The organism is Enterobacter sp. K16B (assembly GCF_020216105.1).
Taxonomy (GTDB): domain Bacteria; phylum Pseudomonadota; class Gammaproteobacteria; order Enterobacterales; family Enterobacteriaceae; genus Enterobacter; species Enterobacter sichuanensis.
In genome coordinates this window covers 12,265-27,726 of record NZ_JAIWJZ010000019.1, presented here as the reverse complement: position 1 = coordinate 27,726, position 15,462 = coordinate 12,265, and the positions used below count along the sequence as shown (strand labels likewise).

The 15,462-nt window shown below is 57.0% G+C and carries 14 protein-coding genes; 6 read left to right on the top strand and 8 right to left on the bottom strand.

What is annotated here, in order from left to right:
* The 5 genes from hofQ to LDK53_RS04910 all read right to left on the bottom strand — a co-directional run.
* Positions 1–1,159, bottom strand: a 1,159-nt coding sequence (gene hofQ, locus LDK53_RS04930; RefSeq protein ID WP_225284765.1) for a DNA uptake porin HofQ, incomplete at its 3' end; no start/stop codon positions are given.
* Positions 1,071–1,475, bottom strand: coding sequence for a HofP DNA utilization family protein (locus LDK53_RS04925; protein ID WP_053060170.1), 405 nt, complete (start codon positions 1,473–1,475; stop codon positions 1,071–1,073). The genes hofQ and LDK53_RS04925, both read right to left, overlap by 89 nt.
* Entirely contained in the window at positions 1,465–1,920 is a 456-nt protein-coding gene (locus tag LDK53_RS04920) for a hypothetical protein (RefSeq protein WP_025758093.1), read from the bottom strand. The genes LDK53_RS04925 and LDK53_RS04920 overlap by 11 nt, the downstream gene beginning before the upstream one ends.
* Positions 1,921–1,923: 3 nt before the next feature.
* On the bottom strand, positions 1,924–2,409 hold the full coding sequence (locus tag LDK53_RS04915; protein ID WP_225284763.1) for a PilN domain-containing protein: 486 nt from the start codon (positions 2,407–2,409) through the stop codon (positions 1,924–1,926).
* Positions 2,406–3,182 (bottom strand): pilus assembly protein PilM, encoded by a 777-nt coding sequence (locus tag LDK53_RS04910; protein ID WP_225284761.1) that lies wholly within the window; start codon positions 3,180–3,182, stop codon positions 2,406–2,408. The genes LDK53_RS04915 and LDK53_RS04910 overlap by 4 nt, the downstream gene beginning before the upstream one ends.
* Positions 3,183–3,302: 120 nt before the next feature.
* On the opposite strand from LDK53_RS04910, the gene mrcA reads away from it, so the two are divergent.
* The gene (mrcA, locus tag LDK53_RS04905; protein ID WP_045285979.1) at positions 3,303–5,855 is read left to right on the top strand and encodes a peptidoglycan glycosyltransferase/peptidoglycan DD-transpeptidase MrcA; all 2,553 of its coding nucleotides are present in this window, start codon (positions 3,303–3,305) and stop codon (positions 5,853–5,855) included.
* 80 nt (positions 5,856–5,935) lie between these two features.
* On the opposite strand, the gene nudE is transcribed toward mrcA, so the two are convergent.
* Complete coding sequence (gene nudE, locus LDK53_RS04900; protein WP_008503041.1) at positions 5,936–6,496, bottom strand: ADP compounds hydrolase NudE; 561 nt, start codon at positions 6,494–6,496, stop codon at positions 5,936–5,938.
* Positions 6,497–6,945: 449 nt separating this feature from the next.
* Here nudE and LDK53_RS04895 point away from each other — a divergent pair, with 449 nt between their 5' ends.
* From LDK53_RS04895 to pckA, 5 genes are all read left to right on the top strand, one after another.
* Positions 6,946–9,081, top strand: a complete 2,136-nt coding sequence (locus LDK53_RS04895) for an intracellular growth attenuator family protein (protein ID WP_225284759.1) — start codon at positions 6,946–6,948, stop codon at positions 9,079–9,081.
* Between the two features lie 67 nt (positions 9,082–9,148).
* Positions 9,149–9,850 (top strand): GMP/IMP nucleotidase, encoded by a 702-nt coding sequence (gene yrfG, locus LDK53_RS04890; RefSeq protein WP_025758101.1) that lies wholly within the window; start codon positions 9,149–9,151, stop codon positions 9,848–9,850.
* Positions 9,831–10,232, top strand: a complete 402-nt coding sequence (gene hslR, locus LDK53_RS04885; RefSeq protein ID WP_025758102.1) for a ribosome-associated heat shock protein Hsp15 — start codon at positions 9,831–9,833, stop codon at positions 10,230–10,232. The genes yrfG and hslR overlap by 20 nt, the downstream gene beginning before the upstream one ends.
* A 23-nt stretch (positions 10,233–10,255) precedes the next feature.
* Positions 10,256–11,134, top strand: a complete 879-nt coding sequence (hslO, locus tag LDK53_RS04880) for an Hsp33 family molecular chaperone HslO (RefSeq protein WP_025758104.1) — start codon at positions 10,256–10,258, stop codon at positions 11,132–11,134.
* A gap of 393 nt (positions 11,135–11,527) precedes the next feature.
* Positions 11,528–13,147, top strand: coding sequence for a phosphoenolpyruvate carboxykinase (ATP) (pckA, locus tag LDK53_RS04875; RefSeq protein ID WP_023309493.1), 1,620 nt, complete (start codon positions 11,528–11,530; stop codon positions 13,145–13,147).
* A 90-nt stretch (positions 13,148–13,237) separates the two neighbouring features.
* Here pckA and envZ read toward each other — a convergent pair whose 3' ends face one another.
* On the bottom strand, positions 13,238–14,584 hold the full coding sequence (envZ, locus tag LDK53_RS04870; RefSeq protein ID WP_029882169.1) for a two-component system sensor histidine kinase EnvZ: 1,347 nt from the start codon (positions 14,582–14,584) through the stop codon (positions 13,238–13,240).
* Entirely contained in the window at positions 14,581–15,300 is a 720-nt protein-coding gene (gene ompR / locus LDK53_RS04865) for a two-component system response regulator OmpR (protein WP_001157751.1), read from the bottom strand. Before ompR ends, envZ begins: the two co-directional genes overlap by 4 nt.
* Between the last annotated feature and the right edge of the window lie 162 nt (positions 15,301–15,462).

The window sequence follows — 15,462 nt, the reverse complement described above, 5'->3', positions numbered from 1 at the left end:
GCGCCCCCAGCCAGGGAATGCTCCCCAGCCCCGGCACGCTGTCACTGCCGGTTTTGTTCTTCTGCGAAAAAATTCCGCCCAATGCCAGCGTTTCTCCACTTTTTACCTCAACCTGCGTCTCTATCTCTTGTTTGTCGATAGCCAGCGTTTCGCCGTCAGCCTGCTGCAGGACCTGTCCTGGCATATTTTCGCTGATGTGCAATTTCAGGCGCACGCGTCCCCCCGGCAATACCACCGGCGTCACTTCCATCCCCAGTACGGCCTCTTTGAACTCAACGGAGGTGGCGCCGCTTTCCCCGCTGGAGACCTGATAAGGGATCTCGCTCCCCTGTTTGATACTGGCCGACTGCATATGCGAGGCCAGCAGTCGCGGGCTGGCAATAATATCGACCTGCTGTTTTTGCTCCAGCGCAGACAGTTCCAGATCCAGCAGCCGACCGTTGATCCGCCCGATATTAAACCCTACGTGGCTGGTGGCGCTGGCCACGGACAGATCGCTGCCAAGCGTCGTGAGCTGTCCCACCTTCCCCGCGTCGGTGGCATCGGCGAGCGCCCACTTCACCCCCAGTTCACGCAGGCTTTTTTCAGTTATGGTCACAATATGCGCCGCCAGCTCTACCTGCTCGACGGGAATGTCCATCTGACTGGCCCAGCGCACCAGCGTATCCACCACCGTCTGGCTATCCCGAATCAGCAGGCGATTGGTCCGTTTGTCGACAGATAAACTTCCCTTTGGGCTCAGGAGTTTTTCCGCTGCTTTTTGCAGCTCTCCGGCATCGGCATAGGAAAAAGGGATGCTATGTGAAACCAGCGGCGCATCAAGCTGTCGACGCGCCTTCTCCTGTTCTGAACGTTCCCGCTGTTCACGCTGCCAGGCTGCGGTATGAACATAGAAAATGCCCCCCTCCTCGCGCAAAACGAGTCCGGCGCTGGAGACAACCGTCTGAAGCGCCTGCCGCCAGGGGACATGCGTCAGGTTAAGCGAAAGCGTGCCGCTGACATCAGGCGATACCACCAGATTACGGCTCTCCTGAGTGGCCAGCGACTGCAACACCTGAACGACCGGAACATCATCCACCACCAGCGTGACCGGCTTTGGCGCGGCGGCCCACAGCGGATGGCTGAACATCAGCAGCAACAGCGTTATCCGTAAATTCATTCTTCTCGATTCCTTCTCGTTGCCACGTCCACTGGACGGGTTCACAGGTGTCTCCCACCTCAACAACCAGTTCCGATTCAGTAATGGCAGTTATTTGCCAGCCCGCCGGGAAGCGCTCATCCATTTTTAGTCGGTGCCAGCGCTTTTGCCCATCCTGCAAAATGCCGATAGCCTCGCGTCCCCCCACCATGCCGCGATAGCGCCACTGCGTCAGTTCACCCGTCGCGCAGGGATCGTCCGGCGGGCGAAAGGGATCGCGCATGCCGGTCAACAGCAATACTGAGCACACCAGCCAGTATCGTGTGCTATTTCGCATGATCCAGCTCCAGCCGCAGGCGTAACGCCTTACCTTCAGGTGCAATAGCGAAAGCCGCAATCTCGACATCCCGCTGCGCCAGCCGGGAAAAAAGCCCCGGGATGGCCTGCCACTCCGCCTCCAGCGTCAGCTCTCCTCCGTTCTGCAGCGGCTTCCAGTGAACCAGCGTCGTCTCATCCCCCTGAAAATCAAGCGGCGAAAACGGCTTCATTTCTGGTGCTTGCGCAGTTTCTGTGCGCAGCGGCACCGTGCTGACGACAGGCCATAACGATGCGTTGGTCCTCGCCTCCTGGATCAGCTGGCTTTGTCGTTCAGCACACTGTCTCTCTACCGGTCTGAGCAGGGTGCCCCACGCAGCGAGCCCTGCCAGGAAAGTGCTCAGACACCAGCAGAGACCGCGGATCCAGGGACGGCTTTCGCACCAGCGCTCCAACAGGATATTCACGCGTTACCCCTCGCTAAGATGAAAGGTGAACGACCAGCGCCCCTGGCTATCCTGCCGAAGCTCACCCGCTGTCCCGGGGGTAAAGCCCGGGAGTTGTCCAAGCGCATCACGCAGCGCAGACAGGACCGGCAGGGTGGTGGCAAACCCGGTAAACATCAGAGCGGGAGGCTGGTAGCGCAGTTCCGTGAGCCAGACCTGCGCAGGAAGGGTGGCGGACAGCGACTCCAGCACCGGCTGCCATGCGCGCCGCTGGCGTGCAGGGCTCTGCGCGGGTGTCGCGAGTCTCTGGCGAGCAACGAGGCCGTGCTGCACGGACTGTATCCCCGTCAGATCCGTTTGCAGGGCGTGCAGCCGCAAAAGCGGGTTCATCCGCAAACAGGCGATGGTCGTGACCATCAACAGCGACGTGCAGACAAACGTTGCTCCCCAGAAACGCAGGCATCGCGCGCGCCGCTGCTGCCGCCACGGCAGAAAATTCGTGATGCTCATGCGGGCACCTCACTCATGGCTAACGCCAGCGCAACGGTATAGTCCGCGCCGCATTCCGGTAACGGGGCATGGCATCGCTGCAGGGTTTCCCATGGATTACGCTGGCTATCAAACAGCGCGATATCCGCCGGCTCCACAGCCAGCAACGCTGAGAGCTCAACCACGTTTTCAGCTTCTGCGGCAACACGGCGCCCCCACTGGTGGCGCATCGCCCAGAGCCACTGCCGTTCATCCCGCCAGACGACACACTGCGCCGGTGCCACCGCCGGAAGAAGATTCTTCAGCGCACTGGCATCCGGGGTAATGGTTGCCAGCCGCAAACGTAACGTTTTGGCCAGCGTCAGCAAGGTTTCAACCTCGTTGTTTTGTGCCGCAGTCACGTGAAATGTGCTGCTGAAGGTGTCCTGCGCGTAATCGAAACAGAGCGTATCGGCAGACATCTCCAGCTCCCGCGCCAGCGCCGCGCCAAGCCATGAGAGCTGTTCGCTGTCGCGCAGCGCAATGGCCGGGCGGGGAAGCGACCTTTGCAGAGTGCGCGCTGCCGGAAAAGAGAGAAAAATCCGGTGATAGTGTGGCAACGTTTTCCGCCAGTCGCGTAACGCATCAATCAGCTGTTCTGGCTGATAAATCTTGCCGTCACCAATGATCCCTTCGGCCAGAGGAACGGCCCACCAGCGGCGCAGGCACCAGCCCGACTTCTCTCTTACCAGCGCGACGATCAGTACCCTATCCTGTTGAATATGAACGCCCGTTTGCCATGTTTTAAAAGCCATGTTTCACGATCTCCTTATCGCCCGTCGCCTTGACGGCTATATCAATGAATCAGGCTTGCCTTTATACTACCGCGCGATTGTTTAGAAACTGCCCAAGTGAAACCAAATGGGAAATCTCCGGTGAAGTTCGTAAAGTATTTATTTATCCTTGCAGTCTGTTGCATTCTGCTGGGAGCAGGCTCGATTTACGGTTTATACAAATATATTGAGCCACAGCTACCTGATGTCGCCACGCTTCGCGATGTGCGTCTCCAGATCCCGATGCAGGTCTATAGCGCCGATGGCGAATTAATGGCGCAGTATGGCGAGAAGCGTCGTATCCCGCTGACCTTAAACCAAATTCCGCCAGTGATGGTGAAAGCCTTTATCGCCACAGAGGACAGCCGTTTTTACGAGCACCACGGTGTCGATCCGGTGGGGATTTTCCGTGCCGCGAGCATTGCGCTGTTCTCTGGCCATGCCTCCCAGGGGGCAAGTACCATTACGCAGCAGCTGGCGCGTAACTTCTTCCTCAGCCCTGAAAAAACGCTGATACGTAAGATCAAAGAGGTGTTCCTTGCGATCCGTATTGAGCAGTTGCTGAGCAAAGACGAGATCCTTGAGCTGTACCTCAATAAAATCTACCTGGGCTACCGTGCCTATGGCGTGGGGGCGGCCGCGCAGGTGTACTTCGGTAAGCCTGTTGAGCAGCTCACCCTAAGCGAAATGGCAACCATCGCCGGTCTGCCAAAAGCGCCGTCAACCTTTAACCCGCTCTACTCGCTCGATCGCGCCACCGCGCGTCGCAATGTCGTCCTGTCACGTATGCTGAGCGAAGGCTACATTAGCCAGAGTGAGTACGAGCAGGCGCGCAACGATGTCATTGACGCCAACTACCATGCCCCTGAGATCGCCTTCTCTGCCCCTTATCTGACCGAAATGGTTCGCCAGGAGATGGTGAACCGCTATGGCGATAAGGCCTATGAAGATGGCTACCGCGTTTACACCACCGTTACCCGCAAAGTGCAGCAGGCGGCTCAGGACGCGGTGCGCAACAACGTGATGGATTACGACATGCGTCACGGCTATCGCGGCCCGTCAAACGTGCTCTGGAAAGTGGGCGAAAGCGCGTGGGACAGCAAAAAAATCACCAGTACGCTGAAAGCGCTGCCGACCTATGGTCCGCTCCTTCCGGCCGTGGTGACGCAGGCCGATCCTCAGGAAGCCGTGGCAACGCTCGCGGATGGGACATCCGTCTCCCTGCGTATGGAGGGGATTCGTTGGGCGCGTCCGTACCGTTCGGATACCCTGCAGGGCGCAACACCGCGTAAAGTGACCGATGCAGTCCAGACCGGACAACAAATCTGGGTGCGCAAGGTGGGCGATGCCTGGTGGCTGGCACAGGTGCCGGACGTCAACTCCGCCCTGGTCTCCATCAACCCACAGAATGGCGCCGTGCTGGCGTTGGTCGGTGGATTCGATTTCAACCAGAGCAAATTTAACCGCGCCACTCAGGCGCTGCGTCAGGTGGGTTCCAACATTAAGCCGTTCCTCTACACGGCGGCAATGGATAAGGGCCTGACCCTGGCCAGTATCCTTAACGACGTGCCTATCTCCCGCTGGGATGCCGGAGCAGGTTCCGACTGGCAGCCGAAGAACTCCCCTGCGGAATATGCCGGCCCTATTCGTCTTCGTCAGGGTCTGGGACAGTCGAAGAACGTGGTGATGGTGCGAGCCATGCGCGCGATGGGCGTCGACTATGCCGCTGAGTATCTGCAACGCTTCGGTTTCCCGGCGCAGAACATCGTGCGTACCGAATCGCTGGCGTTAGGCTCTGCGTCATTCACCCCGCTTCAGGTGGCGCGTGGATATTCCGTGATGGCCAACGGCGGCTTCCTGATTGACCCGTACTTCATCAGTAAAATTGAGAACGATCAGGGCGGCGTGCTGTTTGAGGCGAAGCCGAAAATTGCCTGTGCAGAGTGCGATATTCCGGTGATTTACGGTAATACACCGAAATCTGACGTGCTTGAGAATAAGGACATGGAAGACCCTGCCGTGTCGCAGGAACAGCCGAACGGCGTTGTACCGCAGCCACAGCTGGAACAGGCTAACCAGGCGCTGGTCGCACAGACGGGTGCGCAGGAATATGCCCCGCATGTGATCAATACCCCGCTGTCATTCCTGATCAAGAGTGCGCTGAACACCAACATCTTCGGTGAACCCGGCTGGCAGGGTACCGGCTGGCGCGCAGGGCGTGATTTGCAGCGCCATGATATCGGCGGTAAAACGGGGACCACCAACAGCTCGAAGGATGCCTGGTTCTCGGGTTACGGCCCGGGCGTGGTGACCTCGGTGTGGATCGGTTTCGACGATCACCGCCGTGATTTAGGTCGTACAACGGCGTCTGGCGCGATTAAAGATCAGATTTCCGGCTACGAAGGCGGCGCGAAAAGCGCGCAACCGGCCTGGGATGCCTACATGAAATCGGTGCTTGAAGGTGTGCCGGAGCAGCCGCTGACGCCACCGCCGGGCGTGGTGACGGTCAATATCGACCGCAGCACGGGCCAGCTCGCCAACGGCGGCAACAGCCGCGAAGAGTATTTCATCGAGGGCACACAGCCAACCACGCAGGCAGTGCATGAGGTGGGTACCGAGATTATCGATAACGGCGAAACGCACGAGCTGTTCTAAATATAAAAATGCCCGGTAAATACCGGGCAAAACATCGCAGGCCGGGTCAGGCGAAGCCACCACCCGGCTTTTTTTATGGACTACAGTCGCCCCTGCCCCTTCAGCCACTCCCGGACCAGGAACAGCGCGCTCACGTTGCGAGCTTCATTGAAGTCAGGGTCTTCAAGCAGATCCATCAGATGCGCCAGCGGCCAGCGAACCTGCGGCAGCGGCTCCGGCTCGTCCCCTTCCAGCGATTCAGGATAGAGGTCTTCAGCCACCACGATATTCATTTTGCTGGAAAAATAGGACGGTGCCATGCTCAGTTTTTTCAGGAACGACAGCTCATTGGCACCAAAACCCACTTCTTCTTTCAGCTCGCGGTTTGCCGCTTCAAAGACGGTTTCGCCCGGGTCGATAAGCCCTTTCGAGAACCCAAGCTCGTAAGATTCCGTTCCCACAGCGTATTCGCGGATCAAAATCAGGTGATCGTCGACAATCGGAACTATCATCACCGCTTCGCGCGACGAGGGGCGCATACGTTCATAAACGCGACGCACACCGTTGCTGAACTCCAGGTCCACACTTTCGACATTAAACAGGCGCGATTTTGCGACAGTTTCAACATTCAGAATGGTGGGTTTTTGTAGTGGTTTGCTCATCTTGATGGGTCTTAGCAGTGAGAACTGGCGTTATTGTGCGATACGCTGCACGGTTTCGGCAATGTCAATCGTTCTTTATTTACATTTGTGCAACGTAGCAGGGATCAATCCTCAATTCAAAACAAATGTCAAGAGGTTGAAATGTTTCCAGGAATTTGCTGATATCGCGCCCTATCAGGCTTTGCTATTATCAGCGGTCACTGGGATGCGCTTCAGAATGCTCAAGTTCGACTCCATACTTGCCGATAGCCAGCCACAGAAACTCATTCAATGTAAAGGTGCTACTGACTTTACCCTAAATAATTCGAGTTGTATGAAGGCGGCGACGCAGCGAATCCTCAGGAGCGTACATCAGTACGTGACTAAGGTGAGCGAGGAAAGCCAACGCACAGACAACTCGAAGTATGACGGGTATACACCTGTAAGAAGATAAGTAAGATGGGGAAAGCATGAGCACCATTTTGATTGTTCTCGCTGCTATGCTGGCCGGCGCATTGGTTGCAGGATGGATCTACAGGCGTCGCGTACAGCGCCGTTACCGTCTGCCCTTTTTGAATGCTTTTGCGGGAGCGAGCACGCGTAAGCTTACACAAGACGAGCGCGATGCGGTTGAAAACTATCTTGAAATACTGAACCGTTCTCAGCTGACCCCTGGGCCGACGGGAGCCACTGCTGCGCCCGTTGCGCTAAAGCTTAATGCGCAAAGCGATACCGTACTTTGCGTGACGCGCTCCATTACGCGGTATGGCATCACCACCGACGACCCGAACAAATGGCGCTATTACCTTGATTCTGTCGAAGTGCATCTGCCCCCGTCCTGGGAGCAATACATTAATGACGAAAACAGCGTTGAGCTGATCCATACCGATTCATTGCCCCTGGTTATCTCACTGAACGGCCACACGCTGAATGAGTACCTTCAGGAAGCCCCGCGTTTTGCGCTTGAGCGCGCAAGTTCAACGCAGGCATCCATCCGTGGCGAAGAGACTGAGCAGATCGAGCTGCTGAACATTCGCCAGGAGACGCATGAAGAGTATGCCCTGAGCCGCCCGGACGGCATTCGTGAAGCCGTTCTGATCGTCGCTGCCTTCCTGCTCTTTTTTGTCTGCCTGCTGACGCCGGATGTGTTTGTCCCCTGGCTGGCCGGTGGTGCGGTGCTGCTGCTGGCTGCCGGGCTATGGGGACTGTTCGCCCCGCCTGCCAAAACCTCGCTGCGAGAGATCCACTGTCTGCGCGGTACGCCCAAGCGCTGGGGTCTGTTTGGTGAAAACGATCAGGAACATCTCAACAATATCTCGCTCGGTATTATCGACCTTATCTACCCGCGTCACTGGCAACCGTGGATTGCGCATGACTTAGGTCAGAAAACCGATATTGATATCTACCTTGACCGCCACGTTGTGCGCCAGGGACGCTTCTTATCCCTGCATGATGAAGTAAAAAATTTCCCGCTTCAGCACTGGCTACGCAGCGCGGTCATTGCCGGCGGCGCTGCGCTGGTCTTTATCATGCTGCTGCTTTTCGTGCCGCTGGATATGCCCATCAAATTCACCCTGTCGTGGATTAAAGGGGCGCAAACCATCGAAGCGACCAGCGTCAATCAACTGGATGAAGCCGGTGTGCGCGTGGGAGACACGCTGCGCCTGAAGGGAACCGGGATGTGTAATATTCACACCCCAGGGGCGTGGAACACACGTCAGAACTCACCGTTCACGCCGTTCGATTGCTCGCAAATTATCTGGAACGACGCACCGCCGCTGCCGCTGCCGGAATCCGAAGTGGTGAACAAAGCCACGGCGCTTACCCAGACGGTCAACCGCCAGCTGCACCCGAAACCGGACGATGATTCGCGCGTCAGCCCTGCGCTGCGCTCGGCCATTCAGAAATCGGGCATGGTTCTGTTGGATGATTTTGGTGACATCGTGCTGAAAACACAGGATCTCTGTGCCTCTCAGGACGAGTGCATACGTCTTAAAAATGCGCTGGTCAACCTGGGGAACAGTAAAGACTGGGACTCGCTGGTGAAGCGTGCCGAAGCGGGACGACTGGATGGCGTTAACGTGCTGCTGCGCCCGGTTAGCGCTGAATCGCTGGATAACCTGGTTGCCACCTCAACATCGCCGTTCATGATGCGCGAAACCACCCGTGCGGCGCAGGCGCTAAACAGCCCGGCACCCGGCGGTTTTGTGATTGTCAGCGATGAAGGCAGCGACCTGGTCGATCAGCCTTACCCGCAGGTCGCGCTTTATGACTACCCGGCGCAGGAACAGTGGAGCCAGTTCCAGCGCCTGGCGCAGATGCTGATGCAGACGCCGTTCAGCGCCGAAGGCATCGTCACGAGTATTTATACCGATGCCAATGGCACCCGTCATGTCGGCCTGCACCGGATGCCGGATAGCGCAGGGTTGTGGCGTTACATCGGCACCTCACTGCTGATGATCGCGATGCTTGCCGCCATTTTCTGGAACGGTGTTATGGCCCTGCGCCGCTACCAGCGCTCGCGCACCCGGCTTGCCGAGATCCAGCAATATTACGAAAACTGCCTCAATCCTAAGCTGATCCCCTCTTCTGAGAGCCTGATCTGATAACGTCGCTGCGCGACAAGATGTGCTACCCTGTCGCGCACGTTTCTTCTGGCTGGAGTTCCCCCTTATGCATCTTGATATCGCCTGGCAGGAGGTTGATACCGTTCTGCTGGATATGGACGGCACGCTGCTCGATCTCGCCTTTGATAACTATTTCTGGCAAACGCTGGTTCCTGAAACCTATAGCGAGCAACAGGGGATCACCCCGGCAGAAGCGCAGGCATTCATTCGTTCGCAATATAGCGCGGTGCAACATACGCTAAACTGGTACTGTCTTGACTACTGGAGCGAGCGCCTCGGTTTAGATATTTGTGCCATGACCACCGCCCAGGGCCCACGCGCCGTTTTGCGCGAGGATACGGTTCCGTTCCTGGATGCGCTGAAAGCGAGCGGCAAGCGCCGTATCTTGCTGACCAACGCGCATCCGCACAACCTGGCCGTGAAGCTGGAGCATACGGGGCTGGCGTCGCACCTTGATTTATTACTTTCCACCCACACATTTGGTTATCCGAAAGAGGATCAGCGTTTGTGGCATGCGGTGAAGGAAGAGACGGGTTTGCAGCCGGAGCGCACGTTGTTCATTGATGACAGCGAACCCATTCTGGATTCCGCCGCGACGTTTGGCATTCGCTATTGTCTGGGCGTCACCAATCCTGACTCTGGCCTGGCTGAAAAAAGCTATCTGCGCCATCCGGGACTGAACGACTATCGCCAGATGATCCCCTCACTGACCGTGAAGGAGACGCCACATGAAAGAAAAACCCTCTGACGGGGTAAGACTGGATAAATGGCTGTGGGCGGCGCGTTTTTATAAAACACGCGCCCTTGCCCGCGAGATGATTGACGGCGGTAAAGTGCATTACAACGGCCAGCGCAGCAAACCGAGCAAGCTGGTTGAGCTGAATGCCACCTTAACGCTGCGTCAGGGCAACGATGAACGAACGGTGGTGATTAAAGCCATTACCGAACAGCGACGGCCCGCCTCTGAAGCCGTACTGCTTTATGAAGAGACGGCGGAAAGCATTGAAAAGCGCGAGAAGACCGCGCTGGCGCGCAAAATGAACGCGCTGACCATGCCCCACCCGGACCGGCGACCGGATAAAAAAGAGCGCCGCGATCTGATGAAATTTAAACACGGTGAGACCGAGTAACCTCACCTGCACGAGAGACTATTATGGCCCAACACGACCAATTACACCGCTATCTGTTTGAACAATTCGCCGTGCGTGGCGAGCTGGTCACCGTATCCGAAACCTGGAAACAGATTCTGGAAAACCACACCTACCCGCTGCCGGTGAAAACCCTGTTGGGCGAACTGCTGGTTGCCACCAGCCTGCTGACCGCTACGCTGAAATTTGCCGGAGATATCACCGTGCAGCTGCAGGGTGACGGCCCGATGTCGCTGGCGGTCATCAACGGCAATAATCAGCAGCAGATGCGTGGCGTGGCGCGCGTTCAGGGCGACGTGCCTGAAAATGCGGACCTCAAAACGCTGGTGGGTAATGGTTACCTGGTGATCACTATCTCCCCGGAGGAAGGTGAGCGCTATCAGGGTGTGGTCGGTCTGGAAGGCGACACCCTGGCTGCCTGCCTGGAAGATTACTTCATGCGTTCTGAACAGCTGCCAACGCGTCTGTTTATCCGCACCGGTGAAGTGGACGGCCAGCCTGCTGCGGGCGGTATGCTGCTGCAGGTTCTGCCGGCACAGGATGCTCAGACCAATGATTTCGAACACCTGGCAACGCTGACCGAAACCATCAAGGCAGAAGAGCTGTTCAACCTGTCGGCGACCGACGTGCTGTGGCGTCTGTACCACGAGGAAGAAGTGACCGTCTACGACCCGCAGACAGTGGAGTTTAAGTGCACCTGCTCTCGCGAGCGTTGCGCTGGCGCGCTGAAAACCCTGCCTGATGAAGAGATCGACAGCATCATGGCGGAAGATGGCGAAATTGATATGCACTGTGACTACTGCGGTACGCACTACGTGTTCAATTCAATGGATATCGCTGAGATCCGCAACAATGCCTCCCCGGCGGATCCGCAGGTCCACTAATACTCTTTGCCCCTCACCCTAACCCTCTCCCCAAAGGGGAGAGGGTTCCTGGACACCCTCTCCCCTTTGGGGAGAGGGCTCGGGTGAGGGGGTAAAAAACCTCCCCCAGCTGAATCGTTTTCATAATGTAACACTTACGTAATTTTCTTACGTGTATGCGATTACATTCACATTCCTTCCGATAAAATCACCAGCGTTTAACCTTTTCGGAACATTTTCCCCAACAAAAAAGCGATTCCTGCGATAATCCGCCTGCACTGTGACTGGAGTCGCAGCGTTTTCCGTTAGTAAGGGTTTTGTCCAGATGCGTAAATCTATGAGCCCCGTCGCGGTTAGCAACCTCAGAAAAACCCTACAATTTTAGGCAGTACATATTGGCTAAGGAGCAGTGATATGCGTGTTACTGGTTTAACCCCGCAAGATCTCAAGGCTTATGGTATTCACGACGTCCAGGAAATCGTCTACAACCCCGACTACGATACGCTGTATCAGGAAGAGCTCAATCCAGCACTGGAAGGATACGAGCGCGGTGTGTTGACGAATCTTGGTGCTATCGCCGTCGATACCGGTATTTTTACCGGTCGTTCGCCGAAAGATAAGTATATCGTCCGTGACGAAACCACCCGCGATACGCTGTGGTGGGCTGATAAGGGCAAAGGAAAGAACGATAACAAACCGCTCTCTCCGGAAACCTGGCAGCATCTGAAAGGGCTCGTCACTCATCAACTTTCCGGCAAGCGTCTGTTCATTGTCGACGCTTTCTGCGGCGCTAACGCCGACACCCGTCTCTCCGTACGTTTTATCACCGAAGTGGCCTGGCAGGCGCATTTCGTGAAAAACATGTTTATTCGTCCAACCGACGAAGAGCTGCAGGATTTCACCCCAGATTTCATTGTGATGAACGGCGCGAAATGCACGAACCCACAGTGGAAAGAGCAGGGTCTGAACTCCGAAAACTTTGTTGCCTTCAACCTGACCGAGCGTATCCAGCTGATTGGCGGTACCTGGTACGGTGGCGAAATGAAGAAAGGGATGTTCTCCGTCATGAACTACCTGCTGCCGCTGCGGGGCATCGCCTCCATGCACTGCTCGGCGAACGTCGGGGAAAAAGGCGACGTGGCGGTGTTCTTTGGTCTTTCCGGCACCGGGAAAACCACGCTGTCCACCGATCCAAAACGTCGTCTGATTGGCGATGACGAACACGGCTGGGATGACGACGGCGTATTCAACTTTGAAGGCGGCTGCTACGCGAAGACCATTCGTCTTTCTGAAGAGGCCGAACCGGATATCTTCCACGCCATCCGTCGCGATGCGCTACTGGAAAACGTCACCGTGCGTGCTGACGGATCCATCGACTTCGACGATGCGTCGAAAACGGAAAACACCCGCGTCTCTTACCCGATCTACCACATCGACAATATCGTCAAGCCGGTGTCAAAAGCGGGTCATGCCACGAAGGTCATTTTCCTGACGGCGGATGCGTTCGGCGTGCTGCCGCCGGTCTCTCGCCTGACCGCCAGCCAGACGCAGTACCACTTCCTCTCCGGCTTCACCGCGAAGCTGGCCGGTACCGAGCGCGGCGTGACGGAGCCAACCCCGACCTTCTCCGCCTGCTTCGGCGCGGCGTTCCTGTCGCTGCACCCGACGCAGTACGCGGAAGTGCTGGTGAAACGCATGCAGGCATCCGGGGCACAGGCATATCTGGTAAACACCGGCTGGAACGGCACCGGCAAGCGTATCTCCATCAAAGATACCCGCGCCATTATCGACGCCATTCTGGATGGTTCTCTGGACGACGCCGAAACCTTCACGCTGCCGATGTTTGATCTGGCCATCCCGACGTCGCTGCCGGGTGTGGATACGCATATCCTCGACCCGCGCAATACATACGGTTCGCCGGAGCAGTGGCGTGAAAAAGCGGAATCGCTGGCGAAACTGTTTATTGAGAACTTCGAGAAGTATACCGATACCCCGGCAGGTGCTGCGCTGGTGAGTGCGGGACCGAAGCTGTAGGTAAAAACAAAAAGGCAACGAAAGTTGCCTTTTTTAATGTTTTCTCCCTCTCCCCGTGGGAGAGGGTCGGGGTGAGGGCATCAGACCGCACTATCCCTCTTTCACCTGCCCCCGCGTGACCGGCACCGGCAACCAGGCGCGAATACTCAAACCGCCCCGCTCGCTGGTACCAATCTCCAGCAACCCGTTATGGTTATCCACAATACGCTGCACAATCGCCAGGCCCAGACCCGTACCGCTGGTGCTGCGGGCGCTGTCGCCGCGCACAAACGGCTGGAACAGATGCTTACGCTGCTCCGGCTTAATGCCAGGACCGTCGTCTTCGACCTGGAACCAGGCGCGGTTGAGCTCCGATCCGCTACTCACCTTGATCCAGCCATTGCCGTAGCGCGCCGCGTTGACCACCATGTTCGCTACCGCGCGCTTAATGGAGAGCGGGTGCATGCGAACCTGAATTTCACCCGCCTGAAGGTCGGTATCAATTTCACGTTCATAGCCACTTTCCGCTGCCACCACTTCACCCAGCACCGCGTTCAGATCGGCCATCTCCATCGGCATCTCCTGCCCGGTGCGCAGGTAGTCAATGAACTGCTCGATGATGGCGTTACACTCTTCGATATCCTTGTTGATGGACTCGGCGAGATAGCCGTCTTCTTCTCCCATCATCTCCGTCGCCAGACGGATACGCGTGAGCGGCGTGCGCAGGTCATGGCTGACCCCCGCCATCAGCAGCGTACGATCATCCGCCAGCTGCTTCACGCCTGCCGCCATATGGTTAAACGCACGCGTCACCGAACGGACTTCCGAAGCGCCATACTCGCGCAGCGGGGGAGGAATAATGCCCTTACCGACCTGCAGCGCCGCGTGCTCCAGGTCGACCAGCGGTCGGTTCTGTATACGGATAAACAGCCACGCACCGCCTATCGCCAGCAGCATAATCGCCAGGGTGTAGCGGAACAGCGGCGAGAAATCGCCCTGATGGATTTCGGTCAGCGGGACGCGCACCCAGATGTTGGGCGACAGCCAGGTTTTCAGCCAGACGACAGGCGAGCTTTTGTTTACCTCAACGCGCACTTCCGTTGGGCCGCCCAGCTGCTGCGCCATCTGCTGACTGAGAAATTCGTAGTGCTGCGCCCAGCGCAGGCCAGCGTCTTCCGCCGCTTCATTGGAATAGAGCGAAATGCCCAGCTCACGGTAGATTTCACGGCGAAACGCCGGAGGAACAACCAGTTGCGTGCCATCCTCCAGCTGCAGCTTATCGGTCATCAGCATACGGACTTCATAGGCCAGGACCTTATTAAACTGCTGGAGGCTAGGCAAAATTGCAAAGTTCAGCACGACCAGGTAGGTCGTCACCAGGCTGACGAACAGCAGGGTGACGATCAGTAACAGGGTGCGGGCAAACGAGCTTCGCGGTGAGAAGCGCATTCGCCTCATGCTTTAGAGCCGTCCGGGACGAACACGTAGCCCAGACCCCAAACGGTCTGAATATAACGAGGATGCGCTGGATCTTCTTCCACCATGCGGCGCAGACGGGAAATCTGCACGTCGATGGAGCGTTCCATTGCGGAGTATTCACGACCACGCGCGAGGTTCATCAGCTTGTCACGGGAGAGCGGTTCACGCGGATGGCTGACCAGCGCTTTCAGTACCGCAAACTCGCCGCTGGTGAGCGGCATAGGCTCGTCTTCACGGAACATCTCGCGCGTGCCGAGGTTCAGCTTAAACTTGCCGAAGGCGATGACGGCTTCTTCCTGCGACGGTGCGCCCGGCAGTTCGTTCGCCTGACGACGCAGCACGGCACGAATACGCGCCAGCAGTTCACGCGGGTTAAACGGTTTAGGAATGTAGTCGTCCGCGCCGATTTCGAGGCCCACGATACGGTCCACTTCCTCGCCCTTCGCCGTCACCATGATGATCGGCATCGGGTTGCTCTGGCTACGCAGACGGCGGCAGATCGAGAGCCCGTCTTCGCCAGGCAGCATCAGATCGAGAACCATCAGGTGGAAAGATTCACGGGTCAGCAGACGGTCCATCTGCTCAGCGTTCGCGACGCTACGAACCTGGAAGCCCTGCTCGGTCAGATAACGTTCCAGCAGCGCACGCAGGCGCATGTCGTCATCCACGACCAGAATTTTGTAGTTCTCTTGCATTGTGTGTACTCCCAAAGGTTCGGATAGTCTAATAACAGCGTATTCTAAAAAAGTGCACGTGTTCGACCAGCTAATTCTGGTATAAATTCTAGTCGAAATTGTTACAAAGCATATTTAACAGCAGCTTATCTGCACATTTCATCACATAAATCATTATTAACG

What these genes read in the sequence shown, in the direction of transcription:
- LDK53_RS04925 (WP_053060170.1), bottom strand. Translation starts at nt 1,475, where the DNA reads ATGCGAAATAGCACACGATACTGGCTGGTGTGCTCAGTATTGCTGTTG.
- hslO (WP_025758104.1), top strand. Translation starts at nt 10,256, where the DNA reads ATGGCCCAACACGACCAATTACACCGCTATCTGTTTGAACAATTCGCC.
- LDK53_RS04895 (WP_225284759.1), top strand. Translation starts at nt 6,946, where the DNA reads ATGAGCACCATTTTGATTGTTCTCGCTGCTATGCTGGCCGGCGCATTG.
- nudE (WP_008503041.1), bottom strand. Translation starts at nt 6,496, where the DNA reads ATGAGCAAACCACTACAAAAACCCACCATTCTGAATGTTGAAACTGTC.
- LDK53_RS04915 (WP_225284763.1), bottom strand. Translation starts at nt 2,409, where the DNA reads ATGAGCATCACGAATTTTCTGCCGTGGCGGCAGCAGCGGCGCGCGCGA.
- yrfG (WP_025758101.1), top strand. Translation starts at nt 9,149, where the DNA reads ATGCATCTTGATATCGCCTGGCAGGAGGTTGATACCGTTCTGCTGGAT.
- LDK53_RS04910 (WP_225284761.1), bottom strand. Translation starts at nt 3,182, where the DNA reads ATGGCTTTTAAAACATGGCAAACGGGCGTTCATATTCAACAGGATAGG.
- ompR (WP_001157751.1), bottom strand. Translation starts at nt 15,300, where the DNA reads ATGCAAGAGAACTACAAAATTCTGGTCGTGGATGACGACATGCGCCTG.
- envZ (WP_029882169.1), bottom strand. Translation starts at nt 14,584, where the DNA reads ATGAGGCGAATGCGCTTCTCACCGCGAAGCTCGTTTGCCCGCACCCTG.
- hslR (WP_025758102.1), top strand. Translation starts at nt 9,831, where the DNA reads ATGAAAGAAAAACCCTCTGACGGGGTAAGACTGGATAAATGGCTGTGG.
- pckA (WP_023309493.1), top strand. Translation starts at nt 11,528, where the DNA reads ATGCGTGTTACTGGTTTAACCCCGCAAGATCTCAAGGCTTATGGTATT.